The sequence below is a fragment of the Alkalibacillus filiformis genome, assembly GCF_030814115.1.
Lineage (GTDB): Bacteria > Bacillota > Bacilli > Bacillales > Alkalibacillaceae > Alkalibacillus > Alkalibacillus filiformis.
Genome location: NZ_JAUSUP010000001.1, coordinates 701646 through 721275, shown reverse-complemented (window position 1 = coordinate 721275; position 19630 = coordinate 701646). Strand labels below are relative to the sequence as shown.

Here is a 19630-nt window from a genome sequence, read left to right as displayed (position 1 = left end):
CCGAACTGTTTTTGTTATTAAAATAATACTATTACAGCCTTCAGACTAAAAAGGAAAAGACACCCAACTCCAACAAATATTTTAGAGACGTAAAAAAGCATACCAGCTATGGCTGGTATGCTTTACTAATTAAAGGTATTGTTTAGATTTTAATAACCTTTTTTCTTCACTTTAATTTTTCCGGTCCACTTACTAAATCCGCCTTTTAACTGATGTAGACCTTCGTAACCATTTTTGCGAAGTAAGTTTGCAGCCTTCATTGATCTAGAACCACGTTGGCAATAAAGATAAACAGGTTGGTCCTTTCTTACTTCACCCATTCTTTGTTTCATTTGTGAAAGTGGTATATTACGAGAACCTAGGATATGACCTCGATCAAACTCTTTTGGTTCACGTACATCAATTAATTGTGCTTTACGATAGCCTTCTTTGAACTGCTCTTCAGTAAGCGTTTTTAAATGTTTTTGCATGCGCATATTTCTAAATACAGCAAATAAAATTAATGCGGCAACTGCTACTAATATGATTAGTAATGCATCCATCGTGCTTCCCCTCTTTCTATAATAGGTCCACTATTTATTATAAGAGTGTTTGTAATATGTTTCAAAGATTTTTTTCTATCTTATTCTATTTCTTATTAGAGCATGTTATTCTAGTTATTTTGGTATAAGAAAAAGATTCTATAAAAAGTACGAAAGAATCTATTGACTTTCACTACTAAATATGTACAAAACACAATATATAGAGATATTTTAAAAATGAGAGTACTATATATTGATTTGTTGTTTTGGTTTTGATACTGTAAAGATAGATTAATTAATAACAAATGTTAGTACGATTCTATCTTACGTGAAGGAGGTAACGAAATGCAAGGTGTAAAAGAGAAACAAGTTCAACTGAACGTAGAACAGTTGAATCAAGATATAAATCAGTTTCCACACGTACATCCCATTACACCTGACATGAACACGACTCACAAAGGTGTTTCTCGTCTTGTCATGTTAGACCGTTATGCATTCAAAGATACCGAAAAGAAAACAATAAAAGAAGGGGACTTTGTCGTCTTAACGATTAAAGAAGACCCGAAATTCCCAGCAAGAGGTACAGGATATATTGAAACATTAAATGGTGATCAAGCGATTGTGAAAATCGAGAAAGAATTTGTCCATATATTGGAGTCAGAAAAAGCCCAACAAACAGGCTTAATAGAAAAGCCATTATGCGTTATTGATAAACCATTAGAAATCTATTATGAACAAATTGCGTTGCGTAATGCGACTGGTCTGTCACAGGTTGAACAAACTGAAGAAAAACGACAACATTGGTTTGAGAAGTTTTATCAAGAACTTTCATCATTAAACTTTGTTCCAGCAGGAAGAGTGCTATATGGTGCAGGTTCAAACACTGATGTAACATATTTTAACTGCTACGTCATGCCATTTGTAAAAGACTCAAGAGAAGGAATTAGCGATCACCGTAAACAGGTGATGGAGATTATGTCACGTGGTGGCGGTGTTGGAACGAATGGTTCTACTTTAAGACCACGAAATGCTTTAGCGCGCGGTGTCAACGGTAAATCATCCGGTTCTGTATCGTGGCTAGATGACATCGCGAAGTTAACTCACTTAGTTGAACAAGGTGGTTCAAGACGTGGTGCGCAAATGATCATGTTAAATGATTGGCATCCTGATATCATAGAATTTATTATTTCTAAAATGCAAAATCCACGTATTCTAAGGTATTTAATCGAAAACATTGATGATGAAACGATTCAACAACAAGCGAAAGACAAATTGAAATTCACTCCATTATCTAATTCAGAGCACCAGCTTTATCAAGGAGTAGCGAATTATAAACATATTGAAGGTCACGGTGGATTTACAGAAGAGAACATTCGCGAAGCAGAACAAAAACTACGTGACGGTGGAACTTATAGTGTTCATAATCCAGAGTTTTTAACTGGTGCAAATATCTCGGTTTGTATTACTGATGAGTTCATGGAAGCAGTTGAAAATGAAGAAGACTATGATTTGCGTTTCCCAGATGTAGAAAGTTATTCCGAAGAAGAAATGGCGTATTATAATGAACATTGGAGCGAAGTCGGAGATGTCCGTGAGTGGGAAAACTTAGGTTTCGCAACAAGAGTTTATAAACGTATTAAAGCAACAGAATTATGGAATTTAATTAATATATGTGCGACGTATTCAGCAGAACCAGGTATTTTCTTTATTGATAATGCAAATAAAGAAACGAATGCAAAAGCATATGGTCAAAAGGTTGTTGCGACTAACCCATGCGGTGAACAACCGCTCGCTCCATATTCTGTTTGTAACTTAGCAGCTGTTAATTTAGCTACAATTGCTGATCATGAACGTAAACAGCCAGATTTTGAGAGGTTAAAACAAACTGTCGTAACTGGTGTTAGAATGCAAGATAATGTTATTGACTCAACACCATACTTCTTAGAAGAAAATCGCAAACAAGCATTAGGTGAACGCAGGGTTGGACTTGGTGTTATGGGACTGCATGATTTATTAATCTATTGTGAGACAGCTTATGGTTCTCAAGAAGGAAATCAACTAGTGGATCAAATATTTGAGACAATCGCAACAACTGCGTACCGTACATCAATTGAGCTTGCAAAAGAGAAAGGTAGCTTCCCTTTCTTAGTAGGAGAAACAGAGGAAGAGACGCAGGCACTACGAGAGCAGTTTATTAATACAGGCTATATGCAAAAGATGCCTGAAGATATTCGCGAAGGCGTCTTGAACTATGGAATAAGAAACAGTCACTTGTTAACAGTTGCTCCAACTGGCTCAACTGGAACGATGGTAGGTGTATCAACGGGCCTAGAACCATATTTCTCCTTCACGTACTATCGTAGTGGTCGTTTAGGTAAGTTTATCGAAGTGAAAGCTGACATTGCTCAAGACTATTATGAACGTAATCCTGGTGCTGATGAGACAGAGTTACCAGACTGGTTTGTAACAGCAATGGACCTAGAGCCAGAAGCGCATGCGGATACACAATGTGTGATCCAACGTTGGGTAGATAGTTCAATTTCTAAGACCGTAAACGCTCCGAAAGGCTATCGTGTCGATCAAGTAGAACAAGTTTACCAACGCCTTTACAAAGGTGGCGCAAAAGGTGGGACGGTATACGTTGATGGAAGTCGTGATACACAAGTCTTAACATTAAAAGCTGAAGAAAATGAGTTCTCAGAGCAAACAGAATTGTTTGAGGAAGAGAAGCAAAAAGTCGTTTTAATGGATACCGTTCAGGAATTAGAAAACACCAATGTGACAGTCGGCTCTGAAGTAGGAGACACGTGTCCAGTTTGTCGAAAAGGTAATATACAAGATGTTGGTGGTTGTAATACGTGTACAAATTGTGGAGCGCAATTAAAATGCGGATTATAAAATAGTAATAAACGCTAGACGAGTAAATCGTCTAGCGTTTATTTTTTATTACCTTTAATCACTTTTAAATGACTTCGCTGTGTACGGCTTTTACTAATTTTATTAGGCTTTTCTATATGAGAATTATAGCGCATGCCGCGGTCAACCGTTCCATATTTTTGTTTAGATTGTTTAACTGCTTTTTTGTAGCCAGAGCCAACTGCTTGAGCTCTACGACGATGAATCAAGAAATAGTAAACAAGAGCACCAATTAAAGCTGCAAAACCTAACATCATCAAAATACTTTGAAGAAAACCTAGAGGGTTCATTACTAATTGGCCCAACACTCCAATAATCGCTAAACCACCAATAACGTATAACAGGACAACGCCTTTCCCCTTTGGCATATAATCCTCCTTTCATTCAATAGATTTAATACCGTTCTAGTTAAACACTATTCTAGTTATATTATACCACGTCTAACTACATTTATACTCACCCATTTGACATTAAATTATGATTATTAAGTAAAGCAAATCGAATGAAAAAGTTGTGTTCGTACAAACTATATGTGAAAAGAGGTGTCTATTATGGAAAAAGAATCTTCCGTTTTTAAGAAAGGTTTATTTGCAGGATTAGTAGGTGGGATTTTGTTTGCGATGGTTGGATCAATGGCTTATTTTTTATCATTCTCTGATGTGTCCCATGCATCGTTTATTTTTCGCTCCTTTTTTGATGGTGAATGGACGACAGGTTGGATTGCTGAATCAATAAGTATTGTTATTACAGGGTTTATTGGTATTATTCCTGCCCTTATTTATTACTTATTATTTAAAAAGCTTCGTGGGATGATGCCAGGTCTAGTTTATGGAATTGCATTGTGGTTTATTGTATTCGGATTGCTCAATCCACTATTCTCTTATGTACCTGACTTGTTTTCATTAAACATGGACACAATCGCAACAACGATGAGTCAATTTATTCTATATGGCGTGTTTATTGGTTATACCATCTCATATGAACATCATGACCAAAGAGTTATGAGAAAAGTGTCACAAAACAACTAAATATGATAAACTGATAAGTGGAATGAGAATGAAAAGGAGAGAGACTTGATGAGAAAGCTCTTATTGCTAAATGGCCCAAATTTGAATTTGCTAGGCCAACGAAACAAGGATCAGTATGGGCAAAAGTCTTTACAACAAGTCGAGCAAGAAGTAAGGGCATATCTCCAATCCTTTTCATTTCACTTAGACACTTTTCAATCTAATCATGAAGGAGAACTAATTGATTGGATTCAAAAGGCAAATGAAGAATATGAAGGGGTTCTTTTAAATCCAGGTGCATACACTCATACAAGTGTAGCTCTTCGGGATGCAATAGAGGCAGTTGATGTCCCTGTTATCGAGATTCATATTTCAAATATACATAATCGGGAATCCTTTCGCCACCACTCATATATTGCTCCAGTAGCAGCCGGACAAGTTGTTGGTTTTGGTACAAATAGTTATATAATTGGTGCATTTGCCTTAATCGAAAGTTTAAAGGAAAGGGAGAGTTAAAATGGAGAAAATCCGCCGTTTAAGAGAGAAGTTACAAGAACATGATCTTGATGGTATGTTAATTACAAGTGGACAAAACCGCCGTTATATGACAGGTTTTACAGGTACAGCTGGTGTTGTTTTGTTAACTCAAGAGAAGGCAGTTTTTATTACGGACTTTCGTTATACTGTACAAGCGAATGATCAAGTAGAAGGTTATGAGATTGTTGAGCACAAAGGTCCAATTCAACAAGAAGTTGCCGATCAAGTAGACAAACTAGGCGTTAAACGTTTAGGTTTTGAAAAGAACCATGTCACTTACTTAACATATGAAACATACGAAAAAGCATTAAAATGTGAATTCATTCCTGTTGAAGGTTTGGTTGAGCAATTACGTTTGGTCAAAGCTGATGCAGAAATTAAAATTTTAAAAGAAGCGGCTGAAATTGCTGATGCAGCATTTGAACATATCCAAACATTTATTAAACCAGGCGTGAAAGAAATTGATGTTTCGAATGAATTAGAATTTTTCATGCGTAAGCAAGGGGCTGTTTCTTCTTCTTTTGATATCATCGTTGCATCTGGTTATCGTTCAGCATTACCACATGGTGTTGCTTCTGAGAAAGAAATTCAATCAGGTGAGTTAGTCACTTTAGATTTCGGTGCGTTGTACAAAGGGTATTGCTCTGATATGACAAGAACGTTTGCTGTTGGACCAATTAGCGATGAATTAAAAGAGATTTACGATACCGTCCTACAAGCACAGTTAAAAGGAATGGATGGCATTAAAGCTGGAATTACGGGTAAAGAAGCAGATGCTTTAACAAGAGATTATATTAAAGCACAAGGTTATGGTGAATATTTCGGTCATTCCACTGGCCATGGGTTAGGTATGGATGTTCATGAGGGGCCATCATTATCATTCAAGAGTGACAAGGTCTTAGAACCAGGCATGGTTGTAACAGTTGAACCAGGCATTTATGTTCCAAATGTAGGTGGTTGTAGAATTGAAGATGATACAGTTGTAACCGAAAACGGTAATGAACGTTTAACATTCTCAACAAAAGAATTAATTACGCTATAGAGGCTTTGTGGATATAGGAGGAGTTAAGTATGATTTCAGTAAACGATTTTAAAACAGGTTTAACAATTGAATTAGAAGGTTCTATTTGGCAAGTAATCGAATTCCAACACGTTAAACCAGGAAAAGGTTCAGCATTTGTTCGTTCAAAATTACGAAACTTAGAAAATGGTAACATTCAAGAAAAGACATTCCGTGCTGGTGAGAAAGTTAATAAGGCTCACTTAGAACGTCGTCAAATGCAGTACTTATATGAATCTGGTGATAACCGTACATTTATGGATACAGAGACATTTGACCAAATTGAAATCCCAGACAATAAGATTGAAACTGAGTTAAATTTCCTTACTGAGGGCTTACAAGTTTACGTTTTAATTTATGATGGTGATACTTTAGGGATTGAGTTACCGAACAACGTAGAGTTAGAAGTTGTTGAAACTGAACCAGGCATTAAAGGTGACACAGCTTCAGGTGGAACTAAGCCTGCAACATTAGAAACGGGCTACACTGTTCAAGTACCATTCTTTATTAATAAAGGTGAACGCCTTGTCGTTAGCACATCAGAAGGAAAATACGTATCAAGAGCTTAGATTTTTATATGAATCAAAAACCGACACTTTAAATAGTGTCGGTTTTTTTATGTTCTCTAATTATTCTCGCTAATGTTCATATCAAATCTTTTTCAATCATATAGTAGTGGTAAAACATAGGGAGGAACTCAAGTTGGATGAAAAAATACTAAAGTTCTTACCTGAACTATTATCACAAATAATTGGGAGAAAATTTAATACAGATCAGTTAATAGATTTAGAAGAAATTAGACTACGTGTTGGAAGACAAGCTCAATTGATTTTTCACAATCGTGAAGTCATCTGTCCGGAATATACGTTTGAAAGATCAGATGCGACGAAGTTATTAGCTAAGATCAGTGAATACTCCGTGTATCGTTTAGAAGAGGAATTAAGAAATGGTTATATCACCATACAAGGTGGTCATAGAATTGGTATCAGTGGAAAAGTAGCTGTTGAAGGTGGACAAGTTAAAGCTGTTACACATGTATCATCATTTAATTTAAGAGTTGCATCGGAAAGAAAAGGAGCAGCTAAACACCTTCTCTCCCATATTGCAAAAGGTAGGCTATACAATACCTTACTTATCGGCCCACCGAAAAGTGGGAAAACAACCATTCTCAGAGATATTATTAGGACGTTAAGTGATGGAACCACTTACTTAAAGCCTTCTAGAGTCGCATTAGTCGATGAACGGTCAGAAATAGCTGCTTCTTATAACGGTGTACCGCAACATGATGTAGGGAAGCGAACAGATGTTATGTCTGATTGCCCGAAAGCTGAAGGCATGATGATGATGGTACGTTCAATGTCTCCAGAAGTATTAGCAGTTGATGAGATCGGAAGGGAAGAGGATGTCGTTAGCTTACTAGAAGCTACTCATACAGGTGTTCAAGTCATTTGTAGTGTACACGGTTATTCAATTGATGACATGAAAAGAAGACCGAATCTAGCCCCGTTAATAGCAGATGAAGTATTTAACCGCTATATCGTTTTAAGCCCTCACCCGAAACCAGGCCATGTACTTGGTGTGTATAACGAACGCTTTGAACAATTATCAACAAACGTTAGGGGAATGACAAATGAAGTGGATCGGAGCCATTATGATTCTGTTCACGTGCACGTGGGTCGGAATCGATATAGCTAGAAATTATACTAAAAGGCCAAAGCAGATCCGTGAACTATTACAAGCGCTCCAAATAATGGAAGCAGAAATTGTGTATGCACAAGAGCCTATTTACCGAGTGCTTGCATATGTTTCTAAACAGTTATCTGCCCCTGTTTCATATATATTTCATGATTTGTCTGAACAATTAATGATAGGAGATACGTCTTTACAAAGTTTATGGGAAGACGTTGTTAGTAAACAATGGCGTCAGACAGCGATGAAAGCTAAGGAGAGGGAGATTGTATTACAGTTTGGTCAATCATTAGGCCTGCATAATATTGAACAGCAGCAGAAACAGATTCAATTAGCGAAAGTCCATCTACAGCATGAATTAGAAGCTGCGTTAGAGGATGAGAAGCGGTTTTCAGGAATGTTTAGAACATTGGGCGTTCTATCAGGATTGTTATTTGTTTTAATTTTTATTTAAGGGGGCGAGTCCTATGATCGATATATATTTATTATTTCAAGTTGCTGGTATCGGGATTATTATAGCTATGCTTCATACTATTTTAAAGCAAATGGGAAAAGAAGATATGGCACATTGGGTAACGTTAATAGGTTTTATTATCGTCTTAGTAATCGTAATTGACTACTTATCTCGATTATTTACACAAATTAGGTCTGTATTTATGTTCCAAATGTTAATGTAAAGGGTCGAAGAATATGCCTTTCCTCCAAATGCTATCCGTTATTATAGTTGCGGCAATCTTAATCGTTGTTGTACGAGAGAAAAACCATTCAATAGGGTTCTTATTAACGTTATTAACAGGTACATTAGTTTTTTTCTTTATATTAACTCAAATCGGTGAGTTAATCTCAGTGTTTCAGCAAGTCACTTCACGTATGAATGTTTCACTCCTTCATCTAGATACCATCTTCAAAGTTATTGGTGTGGCATACATAACAGAATTCGCCTCACAAGTGTTAAGGGATGCAAATTTAGCTTCAATCGCTATAAAAGTAGAAATTGTAGGGAAGTTGTTTATATTACTTATAGCTCTGCCTATATTTATCACAGTTATAGAAACCTTACTATCATTTATCCCTCAATAGACCTTGAAGGAGATGTGAAATGAATAAATTTATAATATCCTTCGTAGTTGTTGTGATCGTTATAATTGGTTGGAATGGATCTATTACACATGCTGAAGAGACTCCTGAAGATGAACAACTTCAAGAAGAGCTTAATGAATTATTCGAAAGCGAAGACTTAGAACGACAGTGGCAAGGTTTATTAAATGAGTATAGAGACTTTATGCCTCTTGACCAGACTGATAGTTGGCGAGACATCATTAGTGATGGTTCTATCTTTTCACCTTCAGACTGGTTAAGTGGCATAACAGCTTTTTTTTTAAATGAGTGGGTTGTGAATGGAAAGACTTTAGGGATGTTGATCTTTTTAACTTTGTTAAGTGTCTTTCTTAAAGTATTAATCCATTCTTTTGAGAATCAATCGGTTGCTAAAGTAAGTTATCTTGTCATTTTTGGTGTGTTAATGACAATTGCGGTAGCTAGTTTTCATCAAGCTGTTACCTATACAGTTGATGCAATAGAAGCGATGAGCCATTTTATGCTATCGTTACTCCCTTTATTTTTAAGTGTGATGGCAGCTTTCGGTAATATAGCAACAGTCGCCTTTTTTAACCCTTTTATTTTATTCTTTACCCAAGTTAGTGGTTTCTTCGTTTCTGCAATCATAGTGCCGTTATTTTTCTTGTCCGCTATTTTGCACATCGCAAGCGAAATAAATGAAGAATATAACGTATCACAACTTGCAAACTTGTTAAGACAAGTGGCTTTTATATTAATGGGTGGTTTTTTAACGATTTTCTTAACTGTGATGTCGCTTCAAGGTGCTAACACAGCAGTGGCGGATGGTGTGGCGGTAAGAGCTGCGAAGTTTGTGACGAGCAACTTCATTCCGGTAGTTGGAAGAATGTTCACTGAAGCAACAGACACCGTGTTATCCGCATCTCTATTAATAAAAAACGGTGTTGGCTTAGCAGGGATTGTTGTTATTTTAATCATTACGCTGTTTCCAGTTTTAAAGGTACTTGTTTTAGGTTTGATTTTTCGCGTATCAGCTGCTTTATTACAACCTGTAGCCGATGGACCTATTGTCAATATGATTGACTGGATGGGAAAACACATCTTATATATCATGCTAGCTTTGTTAATGGTCTCGATCATGTTCTTCTTCGCTTTAGTCATGCTTGTCATTATCGGAAATATGTCTTTAATGATTAGATAATTGTATACCCCCTTGAAATCCATTAGTTTCAAGGCTTTTATATTTCTTAACTTATACGTAATAAAAAAGGACAATCCCTTCATATAATGTAATACGAATTCTATTAGTCGTAGTAAAGGAGGGAAATTATGTCCTTTTTAATAGATTGGATCTCACAAATTGTACTATTTATCTTTCTAGCAACCCTTATATCTCTCCTAATTCCTAAAACCTCCCATGAGAAAGTAATTAAAGTTGTCTTTGGGATGATTATATTTCTATTATTTTTACATCCATTATCAGCTTTGTTTCAAATCAATCCAGAGACGATTGTGTCAGAATTTGAATTACCAGAGCTCTCTATTACACCAGAGGAAATGGAGATTGAAATTTCTAATAAAAAAAGTGAAATACAAGCCTCATCTGATGCATATATATTAGAACAGCTAGAACAAAGTATTAAATCTTCTGTAGAAGAGGAGTTGGTCCAACAATATGATATAGCTATTCTAGATGTTTTCGTACAATTAGATGACTCAAATGATGGTGAAGAATTAGATGAAATTATTGAACAAGTGACGTTTCATCTAACAGAGGGGAACGTTGTTCGGGAGGTGGAAGTCGTTCAAATACCTGCTGAACAGTCTGAAGATGGAGAGGACTTAGAACAAATCAAGCGGACAATTTCCTCCTTCTTAGGTTTACCTGTCGACTCAATTATTATCGAGTGGGAAGGAGAGTAACTAGATGAATTTAAAGTCATTATTTCGATTAAAAGATGACACAGACCGACCTACTAAACGTTCTTATATTTTAGTTATAGGATTAGTTGGTCTTATGTTTCTAATTGTTTCTAATATTTTTACTGGACAAACTGATGAGCAAGAACCTTCATTTGATGAAGAGCAAGAAGTGTTTTTAGGAAATGGAGATAGTGAACAAGCCTCAGCAGGGGATCATGATATTACTAGTATACAAGAAGCGATGCAAGATGAATTAGCTAGAGCGCTCGAAGCGATCTATGGTGTATCGAACGTAGACGTTACTTTACAGCTTGACTCATCTTCTCTACATGTCTATGAAAAAAATACGATTACAGGTTACCAATCGACCGATGAAACCGATCAAAGTGGAGGTACTAGACAGGTAGAAGATGAAACAATCGAAGAGCAAACCGTTCTTTACCGAGACAACAACAGTGAACAACCGTTATTAATACAAACGGAAAGCCCTGCTGTTCGAGGAGTATTAATAGTTGCGGAGGGGGTCGATCAAATTCAGGTTAAGCAGATGGTAATTGATTCAGTATCAAGATTATTAGATGTATCAACACATCGCATAGCTGTGATGCCAAAAGGTGAGGAGGAATAATATGGTATTAAGAAAACAAACGGTTTGGTTAATTACGATGTTAAGTTTACTAATTGTATTGAGTGTGTATTATATGATGTCTCCAGGTGGTGAGCAGGTGGCTTTAATACCTGACCAAGACGAAGAGCAGACAGAGGAAAACTTAGATGGTGATGATGGAACTGAACCAGAAGAAGGTACTGAAGATGGTGATGCAGGAGAAACATCAGGTTTAGGTGTTGACTTATCTATGGACGAGTTATCAGCAGATGAGTTATTTACAACAATTCGCTTAGAGACTGAGGATGCAAGAAGTGAATTGAGAGAGCAACTGTCTTCTATTGTAGCTTCTGCATCTGCTACTACTGAAGAGAAAAATGAAGCTATGGAAGAAATGTATGCGTTACAAACGGTCGCTCAAAAAGAATCAATTCTTGAGCAGATGATCCAGCAAGAGAAGGAGTTCCGTGACGTACTAGTTCGACACGATGAAGATGTTGTCAACATTACAGTAATTACAACGGATTTATCACCTACAGATGCGAACCACCTCATGCAGATGGCGCGTGATGAGTTCGGTGATTATGAAGTAATTGTAAGAATCCAAGAAGATGAAGCGTAATCAAGGCCTCCATATCTTTTAAGGTATGGAGGCTTTAATAATTATTCTTTACTTTTTCTCAATTATTGGTAAGCTAAATACAAAGTATGAACCAAGTAATGACTAAGTAATTTAAATAGTTCTTTAAATATTAAGTTGAAGATTACTATTCATTTATCGTACAATATTAATAGGAATTATTAGTACCTGTTATTAATTTCAAAAGGAGTGCTAATCAAAATGTTAAAAGTACAAGAAATTCGTGAACTTATTAAATTAGTAGATGAATCATCCATTTCCGATTTTTCTTATGAAGCTAATGGAACAAAAGTATCCATGAAAAAAGAAAACGGAGAAGTTGTTCAGGTAGCTGCACCACAAGTTGCACCTGCTGTAGAAACTAAACCAGAACCACAAGCAGAGGCAAAACCAGTAGAAACAAAGCAAGAAGAAGTACAGCCAAAAGAAGAGCCAAAGGAAGAAGCGACTGCAGGTACAGTAGATTATGACCATGAAATTGTATCACCAATGGTTGGTACGTTTTATGAGTCACCATCACCAGAAGATGATCCGTACGTACAAGTTGGAGACAATGTTGATGCTAGTACAGTCGTTTGTATCGTTGAAGCGATGAAACTCTTTAATGAGATTGAAGCTGAAACGAAAGGTGAAATTGTTGAAATGCTTGTAGACAATGGTGAATTAGTCGAGTACGGACAACCATTATTCCGTGTGAAGAAGAAGTAAGGAGGGATTGTCCGTGATACGAAAAGTATTAGTTGCTAACAGAGGAGAAATTGCTGTACGTGTTATACGTGCGTGTAAAGAGTTAGGAATTGAAACGGTTGCTATTTACTCAGAACCTGACCGAGAATCTCTTCATGTTCAAATTGCAGATGAAGCCTATTGTGTAGGACCAACGTTAAGTAAAGATAGTTACCTAAATAAAACAAACATTATGAGCGTTGCAAAACTTACAAATTGTGATGCTATTCACCCAGGCTATGGTTTCTTATCAGAGAATGCTGACTTCGCTGAAATGTGTGAAGAATGTAATGTAACATTTATTGGTCCAAGTGCTGATTCTATTTCAAGAATGGGAACGAAAGACGTGGCACGTGAGACGATGAAAGAAGCGGGTGTGCCGATTGTTCCAGGTTCTGAAGGGATTATTCAAAACATAGAAGAAGGTAAAAAGGTAGCCCAAAGCATTGGTTACCCAGTTATTATTAAAGCAACTGCCGGTGGTGGTGGTAAAGGAATTCGTGTAGCCCTAGACGAAGAAGAACTTGTTCAAGGTATTCGTCTAACTCAAAATGAGGCTGAAACAGCATTCGGTAACCCAGGCGTTTACTTAGAAAAGTATATCGAAGACTTTAGGCACGTAGAAATTCAAATTTTGGCAGACAAACACGGCAATACAGTTCATCTAGGAGAAAGAGATTGTACTGTACAACGTCGTTTGCAAAAGTTAATCGAAGAAACACCTTCACCAGCGATCGATGAGGAAATGCGTCAAGAAATGGGCGATGCCGCTGTTCGAGCAGCACAAGCAGTAGACTATGTAGGTGCTGGTACTATCGAATTTATATTTGATAAGAAAGAATCTCGCTTTTATTTTATGGAAATGAATACTCGAATCCAAGTGGAGCACCCCGTAACTGAGATGGTTACAGGTGTAGATTTAATTAAAGAGCAGCTTAATGTTGCTAATGGCAAAGCGTTACCTTTTTATCAAGAGGATATTAAATTTGAAGGTTGGTCGATCGAGTGTCGAATTAATGCTGAAGATCCATACAAAAACTTCATGCCTTCAGCAGGTAAGGTTGAAATGTATTTGCCACCAGGTGGTTTTGGTGTTAGAGTAGATTCTGCAGCCTATACTGGATGGAATATACCGCCTTATTATGACTCGATGATTGCTAAATTAATTACACATGGACGAACTCGTGAAGAAGCAATCGAGCGAATGAATCGAGCTTTAGATGAATTTGTAATTGAAGGTATTCATTCAACAATACCATTCCATAAACGTATGATGAATCATCAAGTCTTTATTGATGGTGACTTTAATACGAAGTTTTTAGATGATTACAAAGTGATGGAAGATGACAATTAGAGGTGACGAACATGGATGAGAACCAATTACTAAATGTTAGCGAAGACAATTCACTTGGTCGTGTTGAAATTGCACCTGAAGTTATTGAAGTGATCGCAGGAATTGCAGTCAATGAAGTAAATGGCGTTGCCAACATGAGAGGTAACATTGCTTCAAATGTTACTGAACGACTAGGTAAGAAAAAACACGGCAAAGGTGTTAAGGTCGAATTAACAGAAGAAGGAATAGAGATCGACGTTTACACAGTATTAGATTATGGTGTATCTATTCCCAAAGTTTGTGAAAAAATTCAAGATAACATTCGTACAACATTAAAAAATATGACCGCATTAGAAATTATTGAAATAAATGTACATGTTGTTGGTGTTCAAATCGAAGAAAAGTCGGAAGAGTCAAAGCCAGAAAAATAAACAGAAAAGTCTAACTCGTGTCTACATCGTAGCGCGAGTTAGATTTTTTTAGTTATCACAATATATTTTTATTTATTTCTTTATTCATGGTAAACTTACTTAGTAGTAATTGCCGGAATTTATTATAGAAGGAGAAAGGTTCAATGAGCAGGAAACATAGCCGTGAAAAAGCATTTCAAGTGTTATTTCAAATAGATATTAATAAAGATGCAAAGCATGAAGATTTATTTAAAGTGTTAGATGAGGATATTAGTATCTTCAGCACCCAGATTATTAAAGGGGTCATGGAGTATAAAGAAGAATTAGATGCATTAATTGAACAAAACCTTGAACATTGGAGTATCGATCGAATTGGTGCAGTTGAAAAAACGTTATTAAGAATTGCTGCATATGAAATGCGTTATGTAGATGATACGCCGGATAAAGTAGCTGTTAATGAAGCAGTTGAATTGGCCAAACGCTTTCATGATGACCAATCAGGAAAGTTCATTAATGGTGTCTTATCTAAGATTATGAGCAGTTAGAAGGTGAAATAATGAGCACGACGATTATGTATGGAAACACAGTAGCTGACTATATAAGGTCAAATTTAACCGAAGATATTACAAGTCTAAAAGAACAAGGTGTGATTCCTAAATTAACCGTAATTATAATTGGGGATAATCCAGCTTCTAAGACTTATGTTAAAATAAAGAAAAAAGCAGCAGAAAAAATTGGAATAACATCTGATGTCATCGAACTTCCAGTGAACACTTCAGAACAACAACTACTTAACCATATCGAAACCTTAAATGAGGATCCGTCAACTCATGGAATTCTTATTCAGTTACCCTTGCCTGATCATATTAATGAAAAGCGTGTCTTAGATGCTGTATTACCGGAAAAGGATGTAGATGGCTTTCATCCAATAAACGTTGGTAGACTTTCAATTGGACAGGAAGCGTTTTATCCTTGCACACCATACGGCATCATGAAACTTTTACATTATTATCAAGTTCCTGTAGCTAAAAAACATGTTGTCGTAGTCGGTAGAAGTAACATAGTTGGAAAACCAATTGGACAAATGTTATTAAATGAAGATGCAACGGTAACTTATTGCCATTCCAAAACTGAAAACTTAACTGAATATACCAAGCAAGCTGACATATTAATTGTAGCCGTTGGGAAAGCGCAGTTAATTAAAAAGGAAGACGTCAAAAAAGGGGCAGTCGTTGTAGACGTCGGCAATACATTTTTAGAGACTGGTAAAGTAGTCGGCGATGTCGCTTTTGATGAAATGTTGGATCATGCAAGCTTTGTCACTCCTGTACCAAAAGGAGTAGGACCTATGACGATTACCATGCTATTAAGTAATACAATTCAAGCAGCAAAACGTTTAAGGTAAAAGGAGACTTCAATTATGAAGCAGCAATACTTAACCGTTACCGCATTAACGAAATATATTAAGAAAAAATTTGATGTTGACCGTCACTTGAAAAATGTATGGTTACAAGGCGAAATTTCAAATTTTAATCACCATTCAAGAGGGCATATGTATTTTACCATTAAAGATGAAAATGCTCGTATTTCAGCTGTAATGTTTGCTTCTTCCAATCGTTCACTAAAGTTCAAACCTGAGAACGGTATGAAAGTGTTAGTTCATGGTGATATCAGTTTATATGAGCGAAGCGGCCAGTACCAAATATATGTCAGTAATATGGAGCCTGATGGTTTAGGTTCATTACATTTGGCTTATGAACAGTTAAAAAAGAAATTAAACAGTGAAGGATTATTTAATGAGGAACTAAAAAAAACAATCCCCAAGTTCCCTAAAAAGATTGGAATTGTAACTTCACCTACTGGAGCAGCTGTGCGCGATATCATTACAACATTAGCGCGACGTTATCCTCACACGAAGCGCGTTGTCATACCCGTCTCTGTTCAAGGCGAATTAGCTTCAAAATCAATTGCAGAAGGAATTAATGAGGCGAACAATATAGGTGATTTTGATACGTTGATTGTAGGACGTGGTGGTGGCTCGATTGAAGAGCTTTGGGCGTTTAACGAAGAAGTTGTTGCTCGAGCTATTAGCCAGTCTAAAACCCCTATTATATCAGCTGTAGGCCATGAAACGGACTTTACAATAAGTGATTTGGTTGCTGATTTACGTGCTCCTACTCCGACAGCGGCTGCAGAATTGGCTGTTCCTTCATTAGATGAATTACATAAACAAGTGGAAGTGACAACTCACCGGTTGCAGCAACAAATGAAACAAAAGGTCAATACTTTAAATGAGCGTTTAAACTCCTTAAGAAATGCTTACGCTTTTAAATACCCAGTCCACTTAACGAGACAGAAAGAACAAGATTTAGATCGTGTTGTGCTACAATTAAATAAAAATATAAATCAAGCAGTACACATGAAAAAGCAAAACTTGAACTCATCATATGATAAGTTAGTTGCCCACTCGCCTTCGAACTTACTTAAAGAGAAACGAAATCAAACGAATTACATGACAGAGAAGTTGAATCAGGTTATGGCTAATAATCATAAACAAAAGCAACATGAATTTAACACACAAATTGAAAAGTTATCCATTTTAAGCCCGCTTGAAACGATGAAGAGGGGTTATTCGATTGCTTATAATGAAAACGATGGCATTGTTAAAACGGCAAAGGCTGTAGAAACTGGTGGCGTGTTGAAGGTGTCGTTTGCAGATGGCCAAGTTGTAAGTCAAGTCCAGAGTGTTAAAGAAAGGGATGATCGAGATGGAGAATCATAACATAACTTTTGAACAGGCGATGGAGAAGTTAGAGAAGATTGTAGAACAGTTAGAACAAGGCGATGTCCCGTTAGAACAGGCAATTCAGTACTATAAAGAAGGTATGCAACTCTCCAAAGTATGTCATGAGAAATTGAAAAACGTTGAAAATGAAATGACTGAGATCTTAAACGAAAACGGTGAATCTGAGCCATATACAGTGGAGGAAGAGTCGTAGTGAACATTTTGTCATTTGAGCAAAAACAACAATCGATCAATGAACAATTACAAAACAAGGCGGAGCAATTGGATTTACCAGAACAATTAAAGTTAGCCGTTATTTACGCTTTAAATGCTGGTGGAAAAAGATTGCGACCAATTTTAATGTTGGCTGCATATAATGCTTTTTCAGAAAATGAAGAGCGTGTATCTGATGTCGTTGTTGCACTTGAATTAATTCATACGTACTCACTAATTCATGATGATTTACCAGCAATGGACAACGATGATTTTAGACGTGGACAACCAACCATTCATAAACAATATGATGAAGCAACAGCAATATTAGTAGGAGATGGGTTACTCACTTTGGCTTTTCAAGTCATTTCTTCATCTGCTGATTTAGAGGCTGAGGAAAAAGTTTTTACGATAACCGAACTAAGTAAAGCAAGCGGTTTAGAAGGAATGATTGCTGGGCAATACTTAGACTTAAAAGGTGAAGGTGAACAATTAACTGTTGATGAACTTAGTATGATTCATCGTCGAAAAACAGGCGAGCTAATCCGTGGAGCTGTGAAAATAGGTGCATATTTAGGAGGAGCAACTCCACCTCAAATTGAGGCACTTGACGAATATGCAAGTTATTTAGGGTTAATTTTCCAAGTTCAAGATGACATATTAGATGTTACTGGAGATGAAAATAAGATCGGTAAGCCTGTCGGTAGTGATGTGTCATTAGATAAGAGCACATATCCGAAGCTATTAGGAATTGATGGAGCTATAGAGAAGCGAGATGACTATATGGAACGTGCTCAAAAGGCTCTGCGTGAAGCAAGGGTCGAAAATACTCAGTTAATGGACATTATCGAACTATTTGGTAAACGAAGTTACTAGTCTTTTTACAATTGTTAGTGGTGAGCTGATGTGATAAAATAGAATTTACGCAAGGGGTGGTGCAGTATTCTAGTCGGCCCCCCACTTCTGAAGGCGGGCCTAAAAATCCGCCAAAGGGCACATCGATGAAGTTTCTGGTGTTGGCTTGAGGCGCCCAGCCTTGGGTCGATGCTGGGAGTTAAGGTTGGAGGGCGATCCACAATGGCATGTGGGCGTTGACCCTACTTCCGTGGAGGCCCATTCTTGTGCCTCATTAATCGCATTTAATGAGGTATGAAATGGGGTATGAACCTGCATGATACCGAGGAATTCGCTATCTGCAGCGTAGCCTGCCTTGAGTGGTGTCTAGGGGATTGCAATTCAGTACGTGATCAATCGTTAGGCCAACGATTAACACGTTAAACGTTGCATGAAATAGATGCTGCAAAAGAGGCTAGGGAGTGGTTAAAGGCTGTCGAGGAAAACTCCTAGACTGTTCCGTTGCGACATTTAAGAGGGATTATAGTGTGGACTAAGTGGTAATCCAGTCTAGCGTTCGGAGACGAAGCTAAGGTCGTTTTAAAGGGGAACCGCCGTAGTGGCAACACACGGTAACGGCCTGGGAAAACCTACTGGACCTAAGCCGCAATTTTTACCTCTTAAATGACCACCTCTTTCTGTACATATGATATTAAACAAAGGTTACAATACATTCTGAGGTCATAATATGATCAAAATAATAAAAGAATCCATTAAATTTAGTGTTAGTATAGCCGTTATCACCTTGGTGTTAGCGGCCATTTTTACAATAATATCTAATTCCATTTTGAGTGGTGTTGGATGGATATTAGGTATGATCATTGTTTTTATAATCGTATTTATTGGTGTATTATCAGATATGATGGGTATTGCTGCAACAGCGGCTAGCGAGACACCTTTTCATTCGATGGCTTCAGAAAAAGTTTATGGAGCTAAAAATTCGATTAGAATTGTGCGTAATGCAGATAAATTTGCTACCTTCTGTAACGACGTTATAGGAGATATTGCAGGTGTTATAAGTGGTACAGCATCGACACTCGTTGTAATTCAGTTAGCAACTTCAATTTCAAATGGACAAGCTTCTACATATCAATTTACAATCTCAGTGATTTTTACAGGTGTTGTCGCTGCTTTAACTGTAGGTGGAAAAGCAATGGGGAAATCGATTGCTGTACGAGCTTCAACGGAGTTGGTTCTATTTGCAGGAAAAATAACTACTTTTATCGAAAATAACTTACGTATACGTGTTTTACCATCACATAAAAATAAAAATTAATGAAATTAATATAAAG

Annotated in this window: 24 protein-coding genes; 22 read left to right on the top strand and 2 right to left on the bottom strand. The window is 36.9% G+C overall.

The annotated features are described in order from the left end of the window. Positions 1-149: 149 nt before the first annotated feature. Positions 150-542 carry a rhodanese-like domain-containing protein gene (locus J2R98_RS03985; protein ID WP_307066324.1) on the bottom strand — a complete coding sequence of 131 codons (393 nt, stop codon included), beginning with the start codon at positions 540-542 and terminating at the stop codon, positions 150-152. A gap of 324 nt (positions 543-866) precedes the next feature. On the opposite strand from J2R98_RS03985, the gene J2R98_RS03980 reads away from it, so the two are divergent. Further along, positions 867-3419 (top strand): vitamin B12-dependent ribonucleotide reductase, encoded by a 2553-nt coding sequence (locus J2R98_RS03980; protein ID WP_307066323.1) that lies wholly within the window; start codon positions 867-869, stop codon positions 3417-3419. A 38-nt stretch (positions 3420-3457) separates the two neighbouring features. Here the strand turns inward: J2R98_RS03980 and J2R98_RS03975 are convergent, their stop codons facing one another. After that, positions 3458-3805 (bottom strand): SA1362 family protein, encoded by a 348-nt coding sequence (locus J2R98_RS03975; protein ID WP_307066322.1) that lies wholly within the window; start codon positions 3803-3805, stop codon positions 3458-3460. Positions 3806-3988: 183 nt separating this feature from the next. Here J2R98_RS03975 and J2R98_RS03970 point away from each other — a divergent pair, with 183 nt between their 5' ends. The 21 genes from J2R98_RS03970 (at position 3989) to J2R98_RS03870 (ending at position 19614) form a co-directional block, all read left to right on the top strand. Further along, positions 3989-4465, top strand: coding sequence for a YqhR family membrane protein (locus J2R98_RS03970; RefSeq protein WP_307066321.1), 477 nt, complete (start codon positions 3989-3991; stop codon positions 4463-4465). A gap of 48 nt (positions 4466-4513) precedes the next feature. Further along, positions 4514-4960: a type II 3-dehydroquinate dehydratase gene (gene aroQ / locus J2R98_RS03965; RefSeq protein ID WP_307066320.1), complete on the top strand. Its 447-nt coding sequence runs from the start codon at positions 4514-4516 to the stop codon at positions 4958-4960. 1 nt (position 4961) lies between these two features. Continuing rightward, positions 4962-6023, top strand: a complete 1062-nt coding sequence (locus tag J2R98_RS03960) for a M24 family metallopeptidase (RefSeq protein ID WP_307066319.1) — start codon at positions 4962-4964, stop codon at positions 6021-6023. Positions 6024-6052: 29 nt separating this feature from the next. After that, a complete protein-coding gene (gene efp / locus J2R98_RS03955) occupies positions 6053-6610 on the top strand; it encodes an elongation factor P (RefSeq protein WP_307066318.1) in 558 nt (185 codons plus the stop codon). 133 nt (positions 6611-6743) lie between these two features. Beyond that, positions 6744-7736 carry a stage III sporulation protein AA gene (spoIIIAA, locus tag J2R98_RS03950; RefSeq protein WP_307066317.1) on the top strand — a complete coding sequence of 331 codons (993 nt, stop codon included), beginning with the start codon at positions 6744-6746 and terminating at the stop codon, positions 7734-7736. After that, the gene (gene spoIIIAB, locus J2R98_RS03945; protein ID WP_307066316.1) at positions 7672-8184 is read left to right on the top strand and encodes a stage III sporulation protein SpoIIIAB; all 513 of its coding nucleotides are present in this window, start codon (positions 7672-7674) and stop codon (positions 8182-8184) included. Before spoIIIAA ends, spoIIIAB begins: the two co-directional genes overlap by 65 nt. Positions 8185-8197: 13 nt before the next feature. Continuing rightward, on the top strand, positions 8198-8407 hold the full coding sequence (gene spoIIIAC / locus J2R98_RS03940; protein WP_307066315.1) for a stage III sporulation protein AC: 210 nt from the start codon (positions 8198-8200) through the stop codon (positions 8405-8407). Between the two features lie 13 nt (positions 8408-8420). Continuing rightward, positions 8421-8810: a stage III sporulation protein AD gene (gene spoIIIAD, locus J2R98_RS03935; RefSeq protein WP_307066314.1), complete on the top strand. Its 390-nt coding sequence runs from the start codon at positions 8421-8423 to the stop codon at positions 8808-8810. A gap of 19 nt (positions 8811-8829) precedes the next feature. Next, positions 8830-10008: a stage III sporulation protein AE gene (spoIIIAE, locus tag J2R98_RS03930; protein WP_307066313.1), complete on the top strand. Its 1179-nt coding sequence runs from the start codon at positions 8830-8832 to the stop codon at positions 10006-10008. A gap of 128 nt (positions 10009-10136) precedes the next feature. After that, positions 10137-10730 carry a stage III sporulation protein AF gene (spoIIIAF, locus tag J2R98_RS03925; protein WP_307066312.1) on the top strand — a complete coding sequence of 198 codons (594 nt, stop codon included), beginning with the start codon at positions 10137-10139 and terminating at the stop codon, positions 10728-10730. A 4-nt stretch (positions 10731-10734) separates the two neighbouring features. After that, on the top strand, positions 10735-11358 hold the full coding sequence (spoIIIAG, locus tag J2R98_RS03920) for a stage III sporulation protein AG (RefSeq protein WP_307066311.1): 624 nt from the start codon (positions 10735-10737) through the stop codon (positions 11356-11358). A 1-nt stretch (position 11359) separates the two neighbouring features. Next, positions 11360-11959 (top strand): SpoIIIAH-like family protein, encoded by a 600-nt coding sequence (locus tag J2R98_RS03915; RefSeq protein ID WP_307066310.1) that lies wholly within the window; start codon positions 11360-11362, stop codon positions 11957-11959. Positions 11960-12178: 219 nt separating this feature from the next. After that, on the top strand, positions 12179-12685 hold the full coding sequence (accB, locus tag J2R98_RS03910) for an acetyl-CoA carboxylase biotin carboxyl carrier protein (RefSeq protein ID WP_307066309.1): 507 nt from the start codon (positions 12179-12181) through the stop codon (positions 12683-12685). Between the two features lie 13 nt (positions 12686-12698). Beyond that, a complete protein-coding gene (gene accC / locus J2R98_RS03905; protein WP_307066308.1) occupies positions 12699-14057 on the top strand; it encodes an acetyl-CoA carboxylase biotin carboxylase subunit in 1359 nt (452 codons plus the stop codon). Between the two features lie 11 nt (positions 14058-14068). Continuing rightward, positions 14069-14467: an Asp23/Gls24 family envelope stress response protein gene (locus J2R98_RS03900; RefSeq protein ID WP_307066307.1), complete on the top strand. Its 399-nt coding sequence runs from the start codon at positions 14069-14071 to the stop codon at positions 14465-14467. A 143-nt stretch (positions 14468-14610) separates the two neighbouring features. Beyond that, a complete protein-coding gene (nusB, locus tag J2R98_RS03895) occupies positions 14611-14991 on the top strand; it encodes a transcription antitermination factor NusB (RefSeq protein ID WP_307066306.1) in 381 nt (126 codons plus the stop codon). Positions 14992-15002: 11 nt separating this feature from the next. Continuing rightward, positions 15003-15851 carry a bifunctional 5,10-methylenetetrahydrofolate dehydrogenase/5,10-methenyltetrahydrofolate cyclohydrolase gene (locus J2R98_RS03890; RefSeq protein ID WP_307066303.1) on the top strand — a complete coding sequence of 283 codons (849 nt, stop codon included), beginning with the start codon at positions 15003-15005 and terminating at the stop codon, positions 15849-15851. Positions 15852-15866: 15 nt separating this feature from the next. Then, positions 15867-17228, top strand: a complete 1362-nt coding sequence (gene xseA / locus J2R98_RS03885) for an exodeoxyribonuclease VII large subunit (protein ID WP_307066301.1) — start codon at positions 15867-15869, stop codon at positions 17226-17228. Further along, a complete protein-coding gene (locus J2R98_RS03880; protein ID WP_307066300.1) occupies positions 17215-17445 on the top strand; it encodes an exodeoxyribonuclease VII small subunit in 231 nt (76 codons plus the stop codon). The genes xseA and J2R98_RS03880 overlap by 14 nt, the downstream gene beginning before the upstream one ends. Next, positions 17445-18320, top strand: a complete 876-nt coding sequence (locus J2R98_RS03875; RefSeq protein WP_307066298.1) for a polyprenyl synthetase family protein — start codon at positions 17445-17447, stop codon at positions 18318-18320. Before J2R98_RS03880 ends, J2R98_RS03875 begins: the two co-directional genes overlap by 1 nt. 832 nt (positions 18321-19152) lie before the next feature. Then, positions 19153-19614 carry a hypothetical protein gene (locus J2R98_RS03870; protein WP_307066296.1) on the top strand — a complete coding sequence of 154 codons (462 nt, stop codon included), beginning with the start codon at positions 19153-19155 and terminating at the stop codon, positions 19612-19614. Positions 19615-19630 lie beyond the last annotated feature (16 nt).